The 12,967-nt window shown below is 71.1% G+C and carries 14 protein-coding genes and 2 pseudogenes; 7 read left to right on the top strand and 9 right to left on the bottom strand.

Annotated features, from left to right (window positions below; all coding sequences use genetic code 11):
* Nucleotides 1-85: 85 nt before the first annotated feature.
* The 4 genes from ACFXA3_RS18245 to ACFXA3_RS18230 all read right to left on the bottom strand — a co-directional run bounded on the left by ACFXA3_RS18245 (nucleotide 86) and on the right by ACFXA3_RS18230 (nucleotide 2,112).
* A complete protein-coding gene (locus ACFXA3_RS18245) occupies nucleotides 86-592 on the bottom strand; it encodes a glycine-rich protein (RefSeq protein WP_385187904.1) in 507 nt (168 codons plus the stop codon).
* 388 nt (nucleotides 593-980) lie between these two features.
* Nucleotides 981-1,523, bottom strand: a complete 543-nt coding sequence (locus ACFXA3_RS18240; protein WP_385187903.1) for a HEAT repeat domain-containing protein — start codon at nucleotides 1,521-1,523, stop codon at nucleotides 981-983.
* The gene (locus tag ACFXA3_RS18235) at nucleotides 1,520-1,918 is read right to left on the bottom strand and encodes a hypothetical protein (RefSeq protein ID WP_385187902.1); all 399 of its coding nucleotides are present in this window, start codon (nucleotides 1,916-1,918) and stop codon (nucleotides 1,520-1,522) included. The genes ACFXA3_RS18240 and ACFXA3_RS18235 overlap by 4 nt, the downstream gene beginning before the upstream one ends.
* Before the next feature lie 26 nt (nucleotides 1,919-1,944).
* Entirely contained in the window at nucleotides 1,945-2,112 is a 168-nt protein-coding gene (locus tag ACFXA3_RS18230) for a hypothetical protein (protein ID WP_385187900.1), read from the bottom strand.
* A 205-nt stretch (nucleotides 2,113-2,317) separates the two neighbouring features.
* Here ACFXA3_RS18230 and ACFXA3_RS18225 point away from each other — a divergent pair, with 205 nt between their 5' ends.
* Nucleotides 2,318-4,501, top strand: a complete 2,184-nt coding sequence (locus ACFXA3_RS18225) for a hypothetical protein (protein ID WP_385187899.1) — start codon at nucleotides 2,318-2,320, stop codon at nucleotides 4,499-4,501.
* A 178-nt stretch (nucleotides 4,502-4,679) separates the two neighbouring features.
* Here ACFXA3_RS18225 and ACFXA3_RS18220 read toward each other — a convergent pair whose 3' ends face one another.
* Complete coding sequence (locus ACFXA3_RS18220; RefSeq protein ID WP_385187897.1) at nucleotides 4,680-5,132, bottom strand: hypothetical protein; 453 nt, start codon at nucleotides 5,130-5,132, stop codon at nucleotides 4,680-4,682.
* 116 nt (nucleotides 5,133-5,248) lie between these two features.
* Nucleotides 5,249-5,869, bottom strand: coding sequence for a TetR/AcrR family transcriptional regulator (locus ACFXA3_RS18215; protein WP_385187895.1), 621 nt, complete (start codon nucleotides 5,867-5,869; stop codon nucleotides 5,249-5,251).
* Nucleotides 5,870-5,949: 80 nt separating this feature from the next.
* Between ACFXA3_RS18215 and ACFXA3_RS18210 the strand changes: the two genes are divergently transcribed.
* From ACFXA3_RS18210 to ACFXA3_RS18200, 3 genes are all read left to right on the top strand, one after another.
* Nucleotides 5,950-6,873 (top strand): oxidoreductase, encoded by a 924-nt coding sequence (locus ACFXA3_RS18210; RefSeq protein ID WP_385187894.1) that lies wholly within the window; start codon nucleotides 5,950-5,952, stop codon nucleotides 6,871-6,873.
* Nucleotides 6,874-7,061: 188 nt separating this feature from the next.
* Nucleotides 7,062-7,976, top strand: coding sequence for a zinc metalloprotease HtpX (gene htpX, locus ACFXA3_RS18205; protein ID WP_385187892.1), 915 nt, complete (start codon nucleotides 7,062-7,064; stop codon nucleotides 7,974-7,976).
* Nucleotides 7,977-7,992: 16 nt separating this feature from the next.
* A complete protein-coding gene (locus tag ACFXA3_RS18200; RefSeq protein WP_385187890.1) occupies nucleotides 7,993-8,571 on the top strand; it encodes a hypothetical protein in 579 nt (192 codons plus the stop codon).
* 86 nt (nucleotides 8,572-8,657) lie between these two features.
* Here the strand turns inward: ACFXA3_RS18200 and ACFXA3_RS18195 are convergent, their stop codons facing one another.
* The 3 genes from ACFXA3_RS18195 to ACFXA3_RS18185 all read right to left on the bottom strand — a co-directional run bounded on the left by ACFXA3_RS18195 (nucleotide 8,658) and on the right by ACFXA3_RS18185 (nucleotide 10,661).
* On the bottom strand, nucleotides 8,658-9,095 hold the full coding sequence (locus ACFXA3_RS18195) for a phage tail protein (RefSeq protein WP_385187906.1): 438 nt from the start codon (nucleotides 9,093-9,095) through the stop codon (nucleotides 8,658-8,660).
* Between the two features lie 174 nt (nucleotides 9,096-9,269).
* Nucleotides 9,270-9,953, bottom strand: a complete 684-nt coding sequence (locus ACFXA3_RS18190; RefSeq protein ID WP_385187888.1) for a winged helix-turn-helix transcriptional regulator — start codon at nucleotides 9,951-9,953, stop codon at nucleotides 9,270-9,272.
* Nucleotides 9,954-9,962: 9 nt separating this feature from the next.
* Nucleotides 9,963-10,661 carry an esterase/lipase family protein gene (locus tag ACFXA3_RS18185; RefSeq protein WP_385187887.1) on the bottom strand — a complete coding sequence of 233 codons (699 nt, stop codon included), beginning with the start codon at nucleotides 10,659-10,661 and terminating at the stop codon, nucleotides 9,963-9,965.
* A 104-nt stretch (nucleotides 10,662-10,765) separates the two neighbouring features.
* Here ACFXA3_RS18185 and ACFXA3_RS18180 point away from each other — a divergent pair.
* The 3 genes and pseudogenes from ACFXA3_RS18180 to ACFXA3_RS18170 all read left to right on the top strand — a co-directional run.
* A pseudogene (locus ACFXA3_RS18180) lies at nucleotides 10,766-11,134 on the top strand (Ohr family peroxiredoxin); the annotation flags it as partial.
* Nucleotides 11,131-11,355: pseudogene (locus ACFXA3_RS18175) on the top strand (acyl-CoA dehydrogenase family protein); the annotation flags it as partial. The pseudogenes ACFXA3_RS18180 and ACFXA3_RS18175, both read left to right, overlap by 4 nt.
* A gap of 553 nt (nucleotides 11,356-11,908) precedes the next feature.
* Nucleotides 11,909-12,967, top strand: a 1,059-nt coding sequence (locus tag ACFXA3_RS18170) for a trypsin-like serine protease (RefSeq protein WP_385187885.1), incomplete at its 3' end; no start/stop codon positions are given.

Raw genomic sequence — 12,967 nt, 5'->3', positions numbered from 1 at the left:
CGCGGTTGCCGTTGACGGAGTCCGGCGTCCGGCTCGGGGAACAGGTCGATCCAGTGGCCGATGGTGCGCAGCCGGGCGTTGAGTTCTACGGCGGGCCGCCGGCACCGCCGCCACCGCCGGACAGCGCGTCGGTGGCACCTCCGCCGCCTCCGCCGGCGGCCGTGACGAGCCGGGAAGCCAGGTCCAGGGTTCCGGAGCGGACGTCCGACGCACCGCCACCGCCACCGCCGTACGCGGAGTCCGAGGACCCGCCGGTGCCACCGCCGTTGAAGCCACCGGTGCCCGGGGCGCTGTCCGTCCCGACCCCGCCCGCGCCGCCGACGTTGACCTGGAGCGTCTGGCCCGACATGACGGTCAGCGTGCCGGCGACCTCGCCGCCGGCGCCGCCGACGCCTCCGGGGTTGTCATTGCCGGCCGCCGCGCCCCCGGAAGCGCCCCGGGCGTCCACGGACAGCTGCGTCACCCCGCCGGGCACGGTGAACGTCTGCGCCGCCCCGGTGTAGTCGAACGTGCACACCACCTGGCTGCCGGTCTGCACGCAGCCCTGGGCGGCGGCAGGGCCCGCCAGGAGCGGCACCAGGGCCAGGGACATCCCCGTGGCCAGGCTTCCTGCCGCCAGCGCGCGAAGACGCGGCCGGGACCGGGGACGACGGGCGATGACAGGACCGTGTGGAACGGCCATGTGAGGTACCTCCTCGTTGCTGCCGCACCGCCGGCCGCAGAGGAAGAGCGGTCAGCGATCGCAGCCGCGGCCCGACGATGCATGTGCCGACAAGACCGCGGGCTCTACGACGGGCCCGCAGCACGGATCGTCACCACCGCCCCCGCGCGTCTCCCGGCGGCGCGCCCTTCGGTAGCTCGGTCGGTCGAACAAGTGCGTGCGGGCCGGTGAAGACTCGGCCGCCGTGCCGAAGGCGGTACCGCCGGCCAGGCTGACAGCCGGCCCACCGACCCACAGCGGAGCGGGACACCGCGGGGCGTCACGCGCGGTGACCGGCGCGGTCACCCGCGGCAGGGTCGTTCTCGTCGCGCAGCAACGCGAGGGCCTCGGCCACGGCCGGGGTGCGGGGTTCGCCGCCGTAGGCCTCGATGCCGTCCGCGATGTCATTGCGCACCTCGGATTCGGGATCGCGGAGCAGCCCGACGAGGGCGTTGCCGAACTCGCTGCTCCCGTCGTCGCCGACGATCAGTGCCGTGCCGGCCCTGCGCCGCACGCGCGGGTGCTCGTCCGCGGCGAGCGCCAGCAGGGCGTCCCTGGCCGCGCCCAGGGGAGTGCGCCTGGTGTTCCGGTCGAACACGAGGTCGGGTACCTCGGCCCGAACGCGTGGGCTCGGGTGACCGGCGTGCCGTAGTCCCACGGCCTCCAGTTCGGGGTGCTTCAGCTCGCCCAGGGCCGAGAGCACCTCGGCCAGGACGTGCGCGTCCGTCTCCTCGCCGCCCGTGGCCCAGGCCACGAGGACGTCCGCCGTCTCCTTCCCGAAGGGGATCCCCTGCCGGGACCGGATGTTCCGGTACGACTTCATCCGGTGGGAGTGGAAGACGGAGAGGACGAAGCGCCGTCGTACCGGTTCCGGATCTGCCGGTGGGCGGTCACCGCCTGGAACGTGTCGGCGTCGCGGCGAAGGGTGAGGGCCGACACGGCGAACTCCCGGTCGGCGTGATTGCGGCCGCCGTGCGCCGTGGCCCTGTCGACCAGCTCGTCCACGGGCGTCAGGATGCCGAATGCACACTCCAGTTGCGTGAGGACCGCCCCGTGCCCGGCACGGACCTCGTCGCGCACGGGGCCGAACTCCGCCGTTCTGTCGCGGAGGATCGCCTCAACGCCCCTCTGGTACCAGTGCCGGGCCAGCGTGAACAGTCGCTCTCGTTCGGCTTCGGGGAGCCGCAACGGGTCTTCCCCCAGCAGGACTTTGACCATCGCCGGCGAGCCACCGTCGACCGCCCTCAGGAGGGGGTCGTGCCGTCCGGCAGCGGTCGGTCCGGGTCCGCGCCGCCCCCGACCAGGGCTCCCGCGACGGCGGTGTCGTGGATGCCGAGCGCCAGGCACAGAACGGGCAGGCCGTCGTCCGTGACCGTGTCCGGAGCCGCTCCCGCCTCCAGCAGTACGCTCACGGCCTCCGCATCACCCTGCCGGACCGCCGCTACGAGTTCCCGCCCGGACCCCATCGCAGAACCACCCCCCGCCCTTCCCGACGCCGGCTGCCGCGGGACTGCCGCCGCATCATCAGCGAGATCACGGAAATCGGGAAGACCGGGAGGACTACCGGGGTCCTAAACCCGGATGCGGGTCGTTCAGGTGTTCTGGGATCATGTCCCGATGGCCCATCCTCTCGAACCCCTGGTCATCAGGCACACCCACCGCCTCCCCCTGCCTTCCGGCCCCGCCGGGCAAGGCGGCGCCGCGGCACGGCAGTTCGACGCCGCGCTGCTGTCCGTGGGTTTCAAGCTCTCCGGGGAGCTGCTGGAGCACCTGTCGGGCCTGGCCGAAGAGACCGTCCGCGACACCGCCGCGCGCACGCTGGACACGGTGCGCGCGATGGTCGGCGACCACGTCCGGCACAACGTCTACTTCGTGGACTTCCCGGCCAACGTGCCGGACACGCTCGAATTCTGGACGCACTGCATCCGCGAGGCGCTCGCCGACGACGCTTCGAGGGCGGGCGTCGTCGACCAGCTCCGGTCCGGTGTCGTCGACCTCCTCACCCTCCCGACGTACGGCACCTACCAGCACGCGTACGAGGAGATGCTCGCCGCGCACGACGAGCTGATCGCTGCCGCCGGCGACCGGATGACGGTCCTGCACGCGGGCGGCACCCCGGACGACGAGGTCACGGCCCTGTACCTGGCCCTGGCGGGCAGTGCCACGCCGTTGGGCGAGGAAGGCCTGCGCGACCTCGCCCTGCTCGCCGGGCACGGCGCCGACGGCCCTCAGCCGGAGGCGATCCCGGTCCGGGAGAACCGCGCCGTCGTCAACCGCGCCCGCCTGGACCGCGGCGTGGACCTGCTGCTGGACACCGTCACCGACGTCCTGCGCCTGGCCTGCGCCCTGTCGGACGGGGACGTGACCCTCGCCGAGCCGACCCGTTTCCGTTCGATGTCCCGGCCTGTGCGCCGTGCCCTCCTCGCCGGCCTCGACACGGTCGCCGCATCCCCCGCCAAGCTCGCCGACGTCGCTCCCCACCGTGAGGCGTTCAAGCGGCTCGGCGAGCGCCTCCACCCGCACGAGTACCCGCGCTGGCCGCACGCCGCCGGCGTGTTCGCCGTCGCCCGCGGCGAGAAGGAGGCCCGGACCCTCGACAGCCGCGTCGAGGAACTGCTCGGCGGCGGCGACGTCGCGGGCGCGGCGCGGCTGCTGGCCGGCGCCGCCCCGGGCAAACTGCTGCGCTCCCTCGACCGGCTGCTGCGCGTTTCCCCCGGTCAGCAGGAGCGCGACGCGGTCGCGGCCGCTGCCGAGGAGGCGGCCCCCCACGTCTCGGGCCGGGTCCTGCTGTCGGTACGGGAGCACTTCCACAACCGCATGCAGGAGGCGATGCAGCGCCGCTTCTTCGTCAACCGGGGCGGGCGCGCCTGGGTCGCCGCCGACACCCGTCCACCGGTGCCGGAACCCGACATCAAGCGGCTGGTCGCGGCGCTGGACGCGGAGACGCGGCGCCGGCTCCCGGATGCGGGACACCTGCTGGTCGACCCCGCGGTCCTCGACGTCGCGCTCCCGCTCAGCGGCAAGGCGACGGCCGCAGGGCTCGGTGTACTGCCCCGGGGGTCCCTCTTGCCCGTCGAAGGGGAGCTGCTGCGGTTCTTCGTCCACTGGCGGCAGGCGCAGCGCACCACGGACTTCGACCTGTCGGCGCTCGTACTGGACGGTTCGTACGAGACCGTGACCTGGCTGTCGTACACGGCCCTCCAGGACATCGAGGGCGAACACTCGGGTGACATCACGGAGGCTCCCGCGCCCGACGGCGCCTCGGAGTTCATCAACCTGCGGCTGGACGCCGTACGCGGCGACTTCATCGTCCCGCAGGTCAACATCTTCTCCGGGGAGGGGTTCGAGGAGGTCGCGGAGTCGTTCTTCGGGTTCATGGTGCGCGACGCCGAGCAGCGGGGCCGCCCCTTCGAGCCGCGTACGGTGCGCATGAAGTCCGAGATGCGGGGGACGGGCAGGGTCGCCCTGCCCCTGGTGTTCCTGCGCGGGGACGACGGCCGGTGGCGCGCAAAGTGGCTGCACCTCTACCTGAAGGGCACTCCCAGCGCCAACCGAGTCGAGGGGAACCGGGTGTCGGTCGCCACCCTGGTGCGAGGCATCGTCGAACGCGACCAGCTGACGGTACGGCACCTGGTCGGGCTGATGGCCGGCCGCGCCACGACCACGACGTGGTGGGACGGCAGCCGGGCCCGGGTGCCGGACGGCCCGGTCACGTACATCGGTCTGGAGCGCCCGGAAGGGCTGCACCCGCAATCGTTGATCATCACGCCCGGAAACCTGCGCGCGCTGATCCCGGCTTGACTGTTAGTGTTGACCACGGCGTGGCTTGGGGCGTACTTCATACACACCCATCCACTAAAATAGGCCCCCCGTTTCCCTCGCCGACCACGATTAGGCGGGCATGCCGTCAGGGCACCCCGGCTTCATCGCGTCGGGTCTGCCGATGCTGTTGCCGGAAGGCGAAGAGGAGCAGCAGGGCTCACTTCTTGCAGGGGAACGTCACCTGCTCGCTGCGGACGCTCTTCTTCTGGTCCGGCAGGTGGAGCGTGACGTACCCGGTCACCGCCTTGGCGTTTCTGGGTGCCGGCATGTCCACGACCTGAAGGTCGACTTTGGTGGAGGTGCCCGCGCCGAAGGCGAAGGATCCCGGGGAGACCCGGGTGCGGCTGGTGTTCACGGTCCAGTGGTAACGGACCGTGCCCGGGCCGGTCGCCGTGATCTTTCCGTCGAAGGCCATGGCCACGGGAGTGCCGTTGCACTCGACGGTCTCGCCCGGCTGCAGCAGGGTGACCACTTCGACCTTGGTGACCTTCACCGCCTGCTTGACCCCGCTCGTCCCCGAGCTTCCGGCCTGCGCCACGTGGGCGGGCGCGAGGGCCACCGAGGAGGCGAGGAGCGGGGCTGCCAAGAGCATGAGGTGTCGACGCCGCATGGTGCCGCCTTCCTGATGAGGAAAGCCCCCGATCTCGGTCCCAGGATATCGGCGCCCCGCCAGGGCGGCCCGGCAGCCGGAGGCCGACGCCGCGCGAGCGGTCTCGTACCGGTCGGTCAGGCGTTCCGTCGGGCGTTCCGTGCGGAGCGGGCGCCCAGGCCCCCCAGGAGCCCGCTGACCGAGGTGTCCACGATGTTCGGGGCATGGTCGGAGGGGATCATGCCCGTACTCAGCAGAACGGCGAGTCCGTGGACCGTCGCGAAGACGAGACGGGCCGCGTCCTGTGCGTCCAGCCCGTCGGCGAGCTCGCCCACGCGATGGGCTTCCTCGATCACCGCGTAGGGGACGGCGTACGCGGCACGTGCGGCACCCGGGGCCCCGAGGGTTTCCGCACCGTGCTTGCTCGCGTACATGAGCTCCACGAGCGGCATCCGCCCCTGCGCGTAGGTGATGTAGGTGTGGGCGATCGCCCGGAGCCTGTCCTCGAACGACGGTCCGGCAGCGGAGATCGCCTCCTCCAGACGCAGCGCGAGGGTATCGAACCCGCGCTGCGCCAGCGCGTCGAGCAGCGCCGCCCGGTCGGGGAAGTGCCGCCGCGGCGCGGTGTGGCTGACGCCGAGCCCACGGGAGAGCTCGCGCAGGGACAGGGCGGCGACGCCGTTCTCGATGACCGAGCGCTCCGCCTCCTCCAGTAGAGCCGTCCTCAGATTGCCGTGGTGATAGCCGCGCTCCTGCATGGCGGCCATCATACTCAAATGTTTCCAGCGGAAACTATGTGTCCATTGACAACATCGAGGGGTCTTGTCAGCCTGGAAGCATGAGCGCAACGAAGAGCACCCCCTGGACCGCCGCCGACCTCCCCTCCCTGACCGGACGGACCTTCATCGTCACCGGGGCCACCAGCGGCCTGGGCGCCGTCACCGCGAGGGAGCTGGCACGTGCCGGAGCGCACGTGGTCCTCGCCGTCCGCGACCCGGCCCGCGGCGAACGCCTCGCCGCCACCCTGACCGGCAGCACCGAGGTCCGTCCCCTCGACCTGGCCGACCTGTCCTCCGTCCGGGCGTTTGCCGGAGCCTGGGACCGCCCGCTGGACGTCCTGGTCAACAACGCGGGCGTCATGGCCATCCCCGAGTCGCGCACCGTCGACGGGTTCGAGATGCAGTTCGGCACCAACCACCTCGGGCCCTTCGCCCTGACGAACCTGCTGCTCCCGCACATCACCGACAGGATCGTCACGGTCGCCTCCAACGCCCACCGCAGAGCGGGCGTGGACATCGACTTCGACGACATCAACTCCGAACACGCCTACAGTCCCTGGCGCGCCTACCAGCAGTCCAAGCTGGCCAACCTGCTCTTCACGCGCGAGCTCCAGCGCCGTCTGGCCGCGGCCGGCTCCCCGGTCACCGCGCACGCCGTCCACCCCGGCTACGCTGCGACGAACCTCCAGGGACGCTCGGCCGGTGCGGCCCAGCGCCTGATACTGGCGGTCACCAACCGGCTGATGGCCCAGTCCGACGCCATGGGAGCCCTGCCGACCCTCTACGCCGCCACCCAGCCCCTGCCCGGTGACAGCTACACCGGCCCCGACGGCCGCGGCGAACTGCGCGGCCACCCCGGACCCGCCCGGCGCAGCCCCCAGGCGCAGGACGACCTGCGGGCCTCCCGGCTGTGGGACCTGTCCGAGCAACTCACCCAGGTCCGATTCACCGCCCCGACGCCGGGCCACGGACGCCCGTCATGACCGGGTGCGCCGGCTCGCCGCGTCGCCCGTCGCCACCGTCGGGCGGGAGCGGATCGACGCTGCACCGCTCCGCACACGTCCGTCACTCCCCGTGACGGCGGCGAGGCGTCCGGCGCCCGGGGGAGGGGGCGGACTGCCGGTCCGGAGCGGGACAATGGAGAAGGGGCCACGGTTCCGAGGTGATGGCGGTGCGCAACCGATTCCGGCCCGACCGGCAGCTGACCGCACGCATGGCGGTCACGATGTTCCTGCTGGGGCTGTTGTACGTGGCGTTCATCGCCGCGCTGATCGTACTGCTGAAGTCCACCGTGCTGGTGCTCGTCATCGCCGCCGCACTACTGGGCGCGCAGTACTGGTACTCGGACCGGATCGCCCTCTACGCCATGCGCGGCCGGCTCGTCACCTCCGAGGAACAGCCGGAACTGCACGGTGCCATCGACCGGCTCTGCGCCACCGCCGACATGCCCAAGCCGCAGGTCGCCGTCTCGCACATGGACCTGCCCAATGCGTTCGCCACCGGCCGCAACGCCGAGCACGCCGTCGTGTGCGTCACCTCCGGGCTGCAGCGCCGCCTGACCGCAGAGGAGCTCGAAGGCGTCCTCGCACACGAGCTGTCCCACATCGCGCACCGGGACGTCACGGTGATCACCATCGCCTCGTTCCTGGGCGTGATCGCCGGGCTCACCGTCAGGTTCGCCTTCTACTCCGAGCTGTTCGGCGGGCGCGGGCGCGACCAGAACACCGCCGTGGTCTTCATGGCCGTGATGGCCGTATCCGCTCTCGTCTACGCGGTCAGCTTCCTGCTGATCCGTACCCTCTCCCGCTACCGCGAGCTGGCAGCCGACCGTGCCGGCGCCATGCTCACGGGCAAGCCCTCCGCCCTCGCCTCCGCGCTGACCAAGGTCAGCGGGGACATCGCCCGCATCCCGACCGAGGACCTTCGCACCGCGCAGGCCTTCAACGCGTTCTTCTTCACCCCCGCCCGGGGCCCCGGCACGGTGATCGCCAACCTGTTCGCCACCCACCCCACCCTGGAACGGCGGCTCGACGCCCTCGCCGCGATCGCCGCCGAGCGCGGCGGGCCGGGCGGCGAGACGCCGTGAGAGGGAGCTGAATTCCATGGGGCTCTGGGATGTGCTGCTCGGGCGGTCGAAGCCGGTCGAGCCCGACCTGGACCGGCTCTTCGGCCTGCCCTCGGCCGCCCTCACCCTCCAGGCGGCCATCGCCTTCACTCCGACCGGAGCGGGATCGGTCTGCTTCGCGTCCATCGAAGGAGGGGCCTTCACGCAGATCCGGCAGGAGGTGGGGGCCCTGCTCGACGCCGACTCGGAGAGGGCCCGTGCACCAGTGGAGTTCAGCCGTGACACATACGGCTACTCGTGGATGCTCTCCCGCCGGGCCGCCGACGACCTGCCCGCGCTGGTGGGCGATCTGCACGCAGTGAACACCGCGTTGCAGGACAGCGGTTTCGGACCGCAACTCCTCTGCTCCCTCGTCTCCTTCCGTGACGCGGAGCTGCGCCCGCTCGCTCTGGTCTACCTCTACAAGCGGGGCACCTTCTATCCCTTCGCACCGCTCCCCGGACAACTGCGCGACAACGCCCTCGAGCTCCAGGCCAGGGCCGTGATCAAGGACGACCTGCGCATCGAGGAGGACTTGGGCCGCTGGTTCCCGCTGTGGGGAGCCCCCGGCCTGTGAAGGGCCGACCGCGTCCGCGACCGGCCCTCCGGGCCTTCCGGCAGCGCCCGGGGTTCAGACGCGATCCGGCGGACGGGAACCGACTGCTATTCGACGGTGATGTCCTCGTAGGTGATCGTCACCTGCTCCGTCGCGGGCCCGGACTCCGAAGCTCCCAGCGACGGCCCCTCCCAGCGCGACGCCCAGGCGTTGCTGAGGTGGATGCGGCGGACGGTCTGCTGCTTCGCGTCCTTCAGCGCGATGGTGATGTTCTGGCGCGCGGCATCGAGGTCGGCGTTGACGAGGGTGGACTTGATCCAGTCTGTGAACGCCGTGCTCTTGTCCATGCCGCGGGTGATCGTGATCTCACCGGTCTTGCGCGCCCCCGGCTGCTTGCGAACGAGCAGTTCACCGGTCGGTGAGACCTGTCGGACCTCCACCACGTCCTGCTCCAGCTGAAGTCCCGAAACGCTTTGGACGGTCTCGACCTGGAACTTGCCCAACTCGATGGCGAAGGTGCTGCTGAAGCCGTCACCGGTCAACACGATGTATGCCTCCACTGCTCATGGCTGAATGGCCGACGGTCATCTCCTCCGGCCCGCTGGCGTGTGCCCAACGCCATGAGCGCATGGGAGGTCACGTGATCCGCCGGACAGGCCCTGAGGGTCAGGCTCCAGTGGCGGCGTCGGCGCCCCGGAGCGTCGGCCGCTGTCAGATGATCAGGCGGGGGATCCGTCCGTGCGGGAGCCGGGGGCCGGCAGCCGGAACAGCCCCCTCAGCCTGTGCAGGGCTTCGGCATCGCCCGATGCGAAGGCCGCCCCGGTTTCGATCGCCTGGGCAAGGGTCTGGTGCTGCGCGGTGAGCCCGAGGAAGGTCTCGTCCGCCATCGTGATGGTCGCGTCCGGGTGCTGGGCCGGCCCGTGCAGTGTCTCGATCGTCCCGTCGTCGATCCGGGCGTGGAAGCTCTCGTCGCCGATGCGGAACTCGTAGACCGCGCGCAGTCCGGTGGCGGCGTCGGCGTCGAAACAGGCCCGCAGGCCGAGCACCGCCCAGCCGGCGTGGAAGGTCTCGGTCGCCCGCCGCTCGCCCATGGCCCACTTCAGGCCCCATCGGGCGAGTGCCAGGACCGCGGGGCCGAGTTCCTTCCCGGCCTCGGTGAGGGCGTAGGCCGGGGTGCGGGCGGGCGGCGGGAGGGTGACCTTGTGCGCCAGGCCCTCGTGCTCCAGGTGCTTGAGACGGGCGGACAGCAGCCCGGTCCCGAGGCCGCGCAGGCTGGCCTGAAGGTCACTGAACCGCTTGGGGCCCGTCAGGAGTTCGCGGATCAGCAGCAGCGTCCAGCGCTCACCCACCAGGTCGAGGGTCCGTGCGGTCGCGCAGTACTGGTCGTATGTTCGCTGGTCCACTGCGTCATTCTAGGGTTCGCCCTTCCGGCTCCCGCATGGGCGGATGTCCAGGAGCATGCGGGCGAGCCGCCTCGGATCGGTCAGCATCACGTCGTGCGGGCCGTCCAGCGGGAGCGTCCGGTACCCGGCTGCGGCGCCGAACCGGTCGAACGGGTAGGCCGCAGGCCGGCAGTGGATGGCGGTGCCGGGTATCCGGTCGACGGCGCCGGTCAGTCGTGTGGCCTCGGTGAAGGTCCGCAGCGGCTGGGGGAGCAGGCGCGAGGCCAGCCAGGCCGCGTCGTCGGGATCGACGATGCCGAAGGCTGCCGGGGGCGGGGCCGGGATCAGCCGTCCGTCGCCGTAGGCCCCTGCCGCCGCGCTGACCGCAGTGGCGAAGGCGTCCGGGGCCAGGCTGAACATGCTCGCCCCGTCCGTTCCGGCCCAGCCGTCGAGGAGGACGAGGTGGTCGACCGCGCGGGGCCGCACGTCCGCGGCCTCTCGGACCACCAGACCGGCATAGCTGTGACCGACCAGTACGAGTTCGTCCTCCTCGGGTGCGGCGTCGATGGCCTCGGCGACCGCGCCGGCGTGGTCGTGCAGTCCATGGTCCCCGGGCGCGCTCAGGTCGGGGACGAGCGTGCGCGCCCCGGCGGCACGGAGGACGGGGGCGACGCGATCCCAGGCCCATGGCCCGTGCCAGGCGCCGTGCACGAGTACGAACGTGACCATCTTTCCTCCGAGTTGTCGTGAGAGCCCGATCCTAGACTCTTGACTTCCTGTTTTTGAAGTAGAAACTTCTAAATCAAGTAGCCAACTACGACAGGGAGTTCACGATGGGAAGCCCGCTCTACACCGCGCAGGCGCATGTCACAGGGGGTCGCAACGGCCGCGGGCGGACGGCCGACGGCCGGCTCGATCTGGATCTGAGGCAGCCCGAGGAGCTGGGCGGCGACGGTGCGGGCGCCAACCCGGAGCAGCTCTTCGCCATCGGGTACGCCGCTTGTTTCGGCACGACGCTGGAGCTGGTCGGCCGCCGCGCGAATCTGAGGTCGGACGAGGCGGAGATCCGGTCGTCCGTTTCGCTGTGGCCGAGTGGCGGCGGCTTCAAGCTCAGCGCCGAGCTGCGGATCTCATTGCCGTCGATCGCCACTGAGCAGGCGGTCGAACTGGTCAGGACCGCCCACCGGATCTGCCCGTACTCCCGGCCCCGCGAGCGGTCGTGGACATCCTGGACCGGGCGGTGCAGCTGTACGAGGCGGGCGGCGTCGGCCAGGACTTCCCGCTGGCCGAACTGTGTGCGGCGGTGCGGACGTTCCGCCTGGCGGACGGCCCGGACGAGGTCCGTCAGCGCTCGCCGGCCCACCGGGAACTGGAGCAGTCCCGCGAGGGGGTGGGAATTTCCGGAGGGGATTTTCGCGCCTGAATCCCGGATTCCGGCGCGGCGACACCCCCACCAATACGGTGGCCTGCATCACTTTTCCAGCCCATGCGGAATCTCCTGTTCCAATATGTCGAGTCTGTCGACTTCGTAAATGTGATGTTGGGTTGCGCACCCCGAGATCGGTTACGATCGGCTCCGGAAGTGGGGGGCTTCCAGGGGTGATGGGCTCATGACGAGCGCATCTCCCCATTCCGAACGTGCCTTCACATCCGATTTGCAGCTGTTTCCGGCAGGCTGGAACCGATGACTGGGACGTGAGGAAGGCGCGCAATGCAACGGCAATGAAGCCGGTCGCGGAAGACGGCCCCGATTACGCCGTCGATGACTCCGGCCGCCGGAGCGCCGCCCTGGAGATCCGAACCTGCAGTTCGTCGCAATTCGCCGCCTGACCGGTCTCATGTACCGCAGCGGCCCATTCCACGTGCACTGAGCCCTCGCGCCACTCCCCGTGACTCCGTCGGCCCAGGGGCCGACCCGCGCCTGGCATGCGCGTGGACGTCCGCGCCTGCCACACCCAACCTTCGAAGGAAGAAGCATGTCCGTACTCCGTCCGCGCGTCGCGCGGATGACCGGCTTGTCGGCCGCCGCCGCCGTGATGGCGGTGGGCCTGATGCCAGCCGCCCCAGCCCTCGCGGTGACCGGCCCCGAAGCCGCCGCCGGCAAGTACCCGTACGCGGTGCAGCTGACCACCGGGGACGAGACCAACTCCCGGGCGTGCACCGGGTCGCTGGTCAACCACTTCTGGGTCCTGACCGCCGCGAGCTGCTTCGCAGACACGCCAGGCACCTCGGTCCCGGCGGGCAAGCCCGCGTCGAAGACCACGGCGAAGCTCGCCAACGGCCAGATGTTAGACGTCACCGAGATCGTCCCGCGCGATGACCGCGACACGGCTCTCGTGAGGCTGGCCACGGCCGTGACCGGGATCAAGCCCGCCGTCCTCGCCGCGTCTTCCCCCGCCGCGGACAGCGAGCTGACCGCGGCCGGGTTTGGCCGCACCAAAACCGATTGGGTGACCGACAAGCTCCACACGGGCACCTTCACGGTCAACTCGTCCACCGCCACCACCCTGGCCGTCACGGGCAAGGGCACGGATGCCCTCTGCAAGGGTGACACCGGCGGCCCACTCCTCAATGCCGCGGGGCAGATCGTCGGCGTCAATTCCCGCTCTTGGCAGGGCGGCTGCTTCGGCACTTCGCCCACCGAATCGCGCACAGGGGCCGTCTCCACCCGCACCGACGACCTCGTCGGCTGGATCGCGGCCAACTCGCCCGATGCTCTGGGTACTGCCACCGACTTCAACGGTGACGGCAAGACCGACATCGCCCTCACCGGCGCCACCGGCTGGGACTGCCTGCCCGTCGCCGCCTCCCAGGGCGGCGGAAACTTCGACGTCACCTGCGGCAACCCCGGCGGCGCCTGGGGCTTCTGGGCCTCCACCGCCAACGTCAAGGCCGTGCGGGGCGACTTCAACGGTGACGGCAAGTCCGACATCGCGCTGACCGGCGGCAAGGACTGGGACTGCCTGCCGGTGGCGACGTCCAAGGGTGACGGCAAGTTCGACGTTACCTGTGGGGCGCCTGGGCTGAGTTGGGGC

It is taken from the genome of Streptomyces sp. NPDC059456 (assembly GCF_042750055.1).
Classification (GTDB): domain Bacteria; phylum Actinomycetota; class Actinomycetes; order Streptomycetales; family Streptomycetaceae; genus Streptomyces.
Note: the sequence above shows the minus strand (reverse complement) of the source record. Positions and strands in the feature narration are given on the sequence as shown.

What these genes read in the sequence shown, in the direction of transcription:
- ACFXA3_RS18245 (WP_385187904.1), bottom strand. Translation starts at nt 592, where the DNA reads ATGTCCCTGGCCCTGGTGCCGCTCCTGGCGGGCCCTGCCGCCGCCCAG.
- ACFXA3_RS18240 (WP_385187903.1), bottom strand. Translation starts at nt 1,523, where the DNA reads ATGAAGTCGTACCGGAACATCCGGTCCCGGCAGGGGATCCCCTTCGGG.
- ACFXA3_RS18235 (WP_385187902.1), bottom strand. Translation starts at nt 1,918, where the DNA reads ATGGTCAAAGTCCTGCTGGGGGAAGACCCGTTGCGGCTCCCCGAAGCC.
- ACFXA3_RS18225 (WP_385187899.1), top strand. Translation starts at nt 2,318, where the DNA reads ATGGCCCATCCTCTCGAACCCCTGGTCATCAGGCACACCCACCGCCTC.
- ACFXA3_RS18220 (WP_385187897.1), bottom strand. Translation starts at nt 5,132, where the DNA reads ATGCGGCGTCGACACCTCATGCTCTTGGCAGCCCCGCTCCTCGCCTCC.
- ACFXA3_RS18215 (WP_385187895.1), bottom strand. Translation starts at nt 5,869, where the DNA reads ATGCAGGAGCGCGGCTATCACCACGGCAATCTGAGGACGGCTCTACTG.
- ACFXA3_RS18210 (WP_385187894.1), top strand. Translation starts at nt 5,950, where the DNA reads ATGAGCGCAACGAAGAGCACCCCCTGGACCGCCGCCGACCTCCCCTCC.
- ACFXA3_RS18200 (WP_385187890.1), top strand. Translation starts at nt 7,993, where the DNA reads ATGGGGCTCTGGGATGTGCTGCTCGGGCGGTCGAAGCCGGTCGAGCCC.
- ACFXA3_RS18185 (WP_385187887.1), bottom strand. Translation starts at nt 10,661, where the DNA reads ATGGTCACGTTCGTACTCGTGCACGGCGCCTGGCACGGGCCATGGGCC.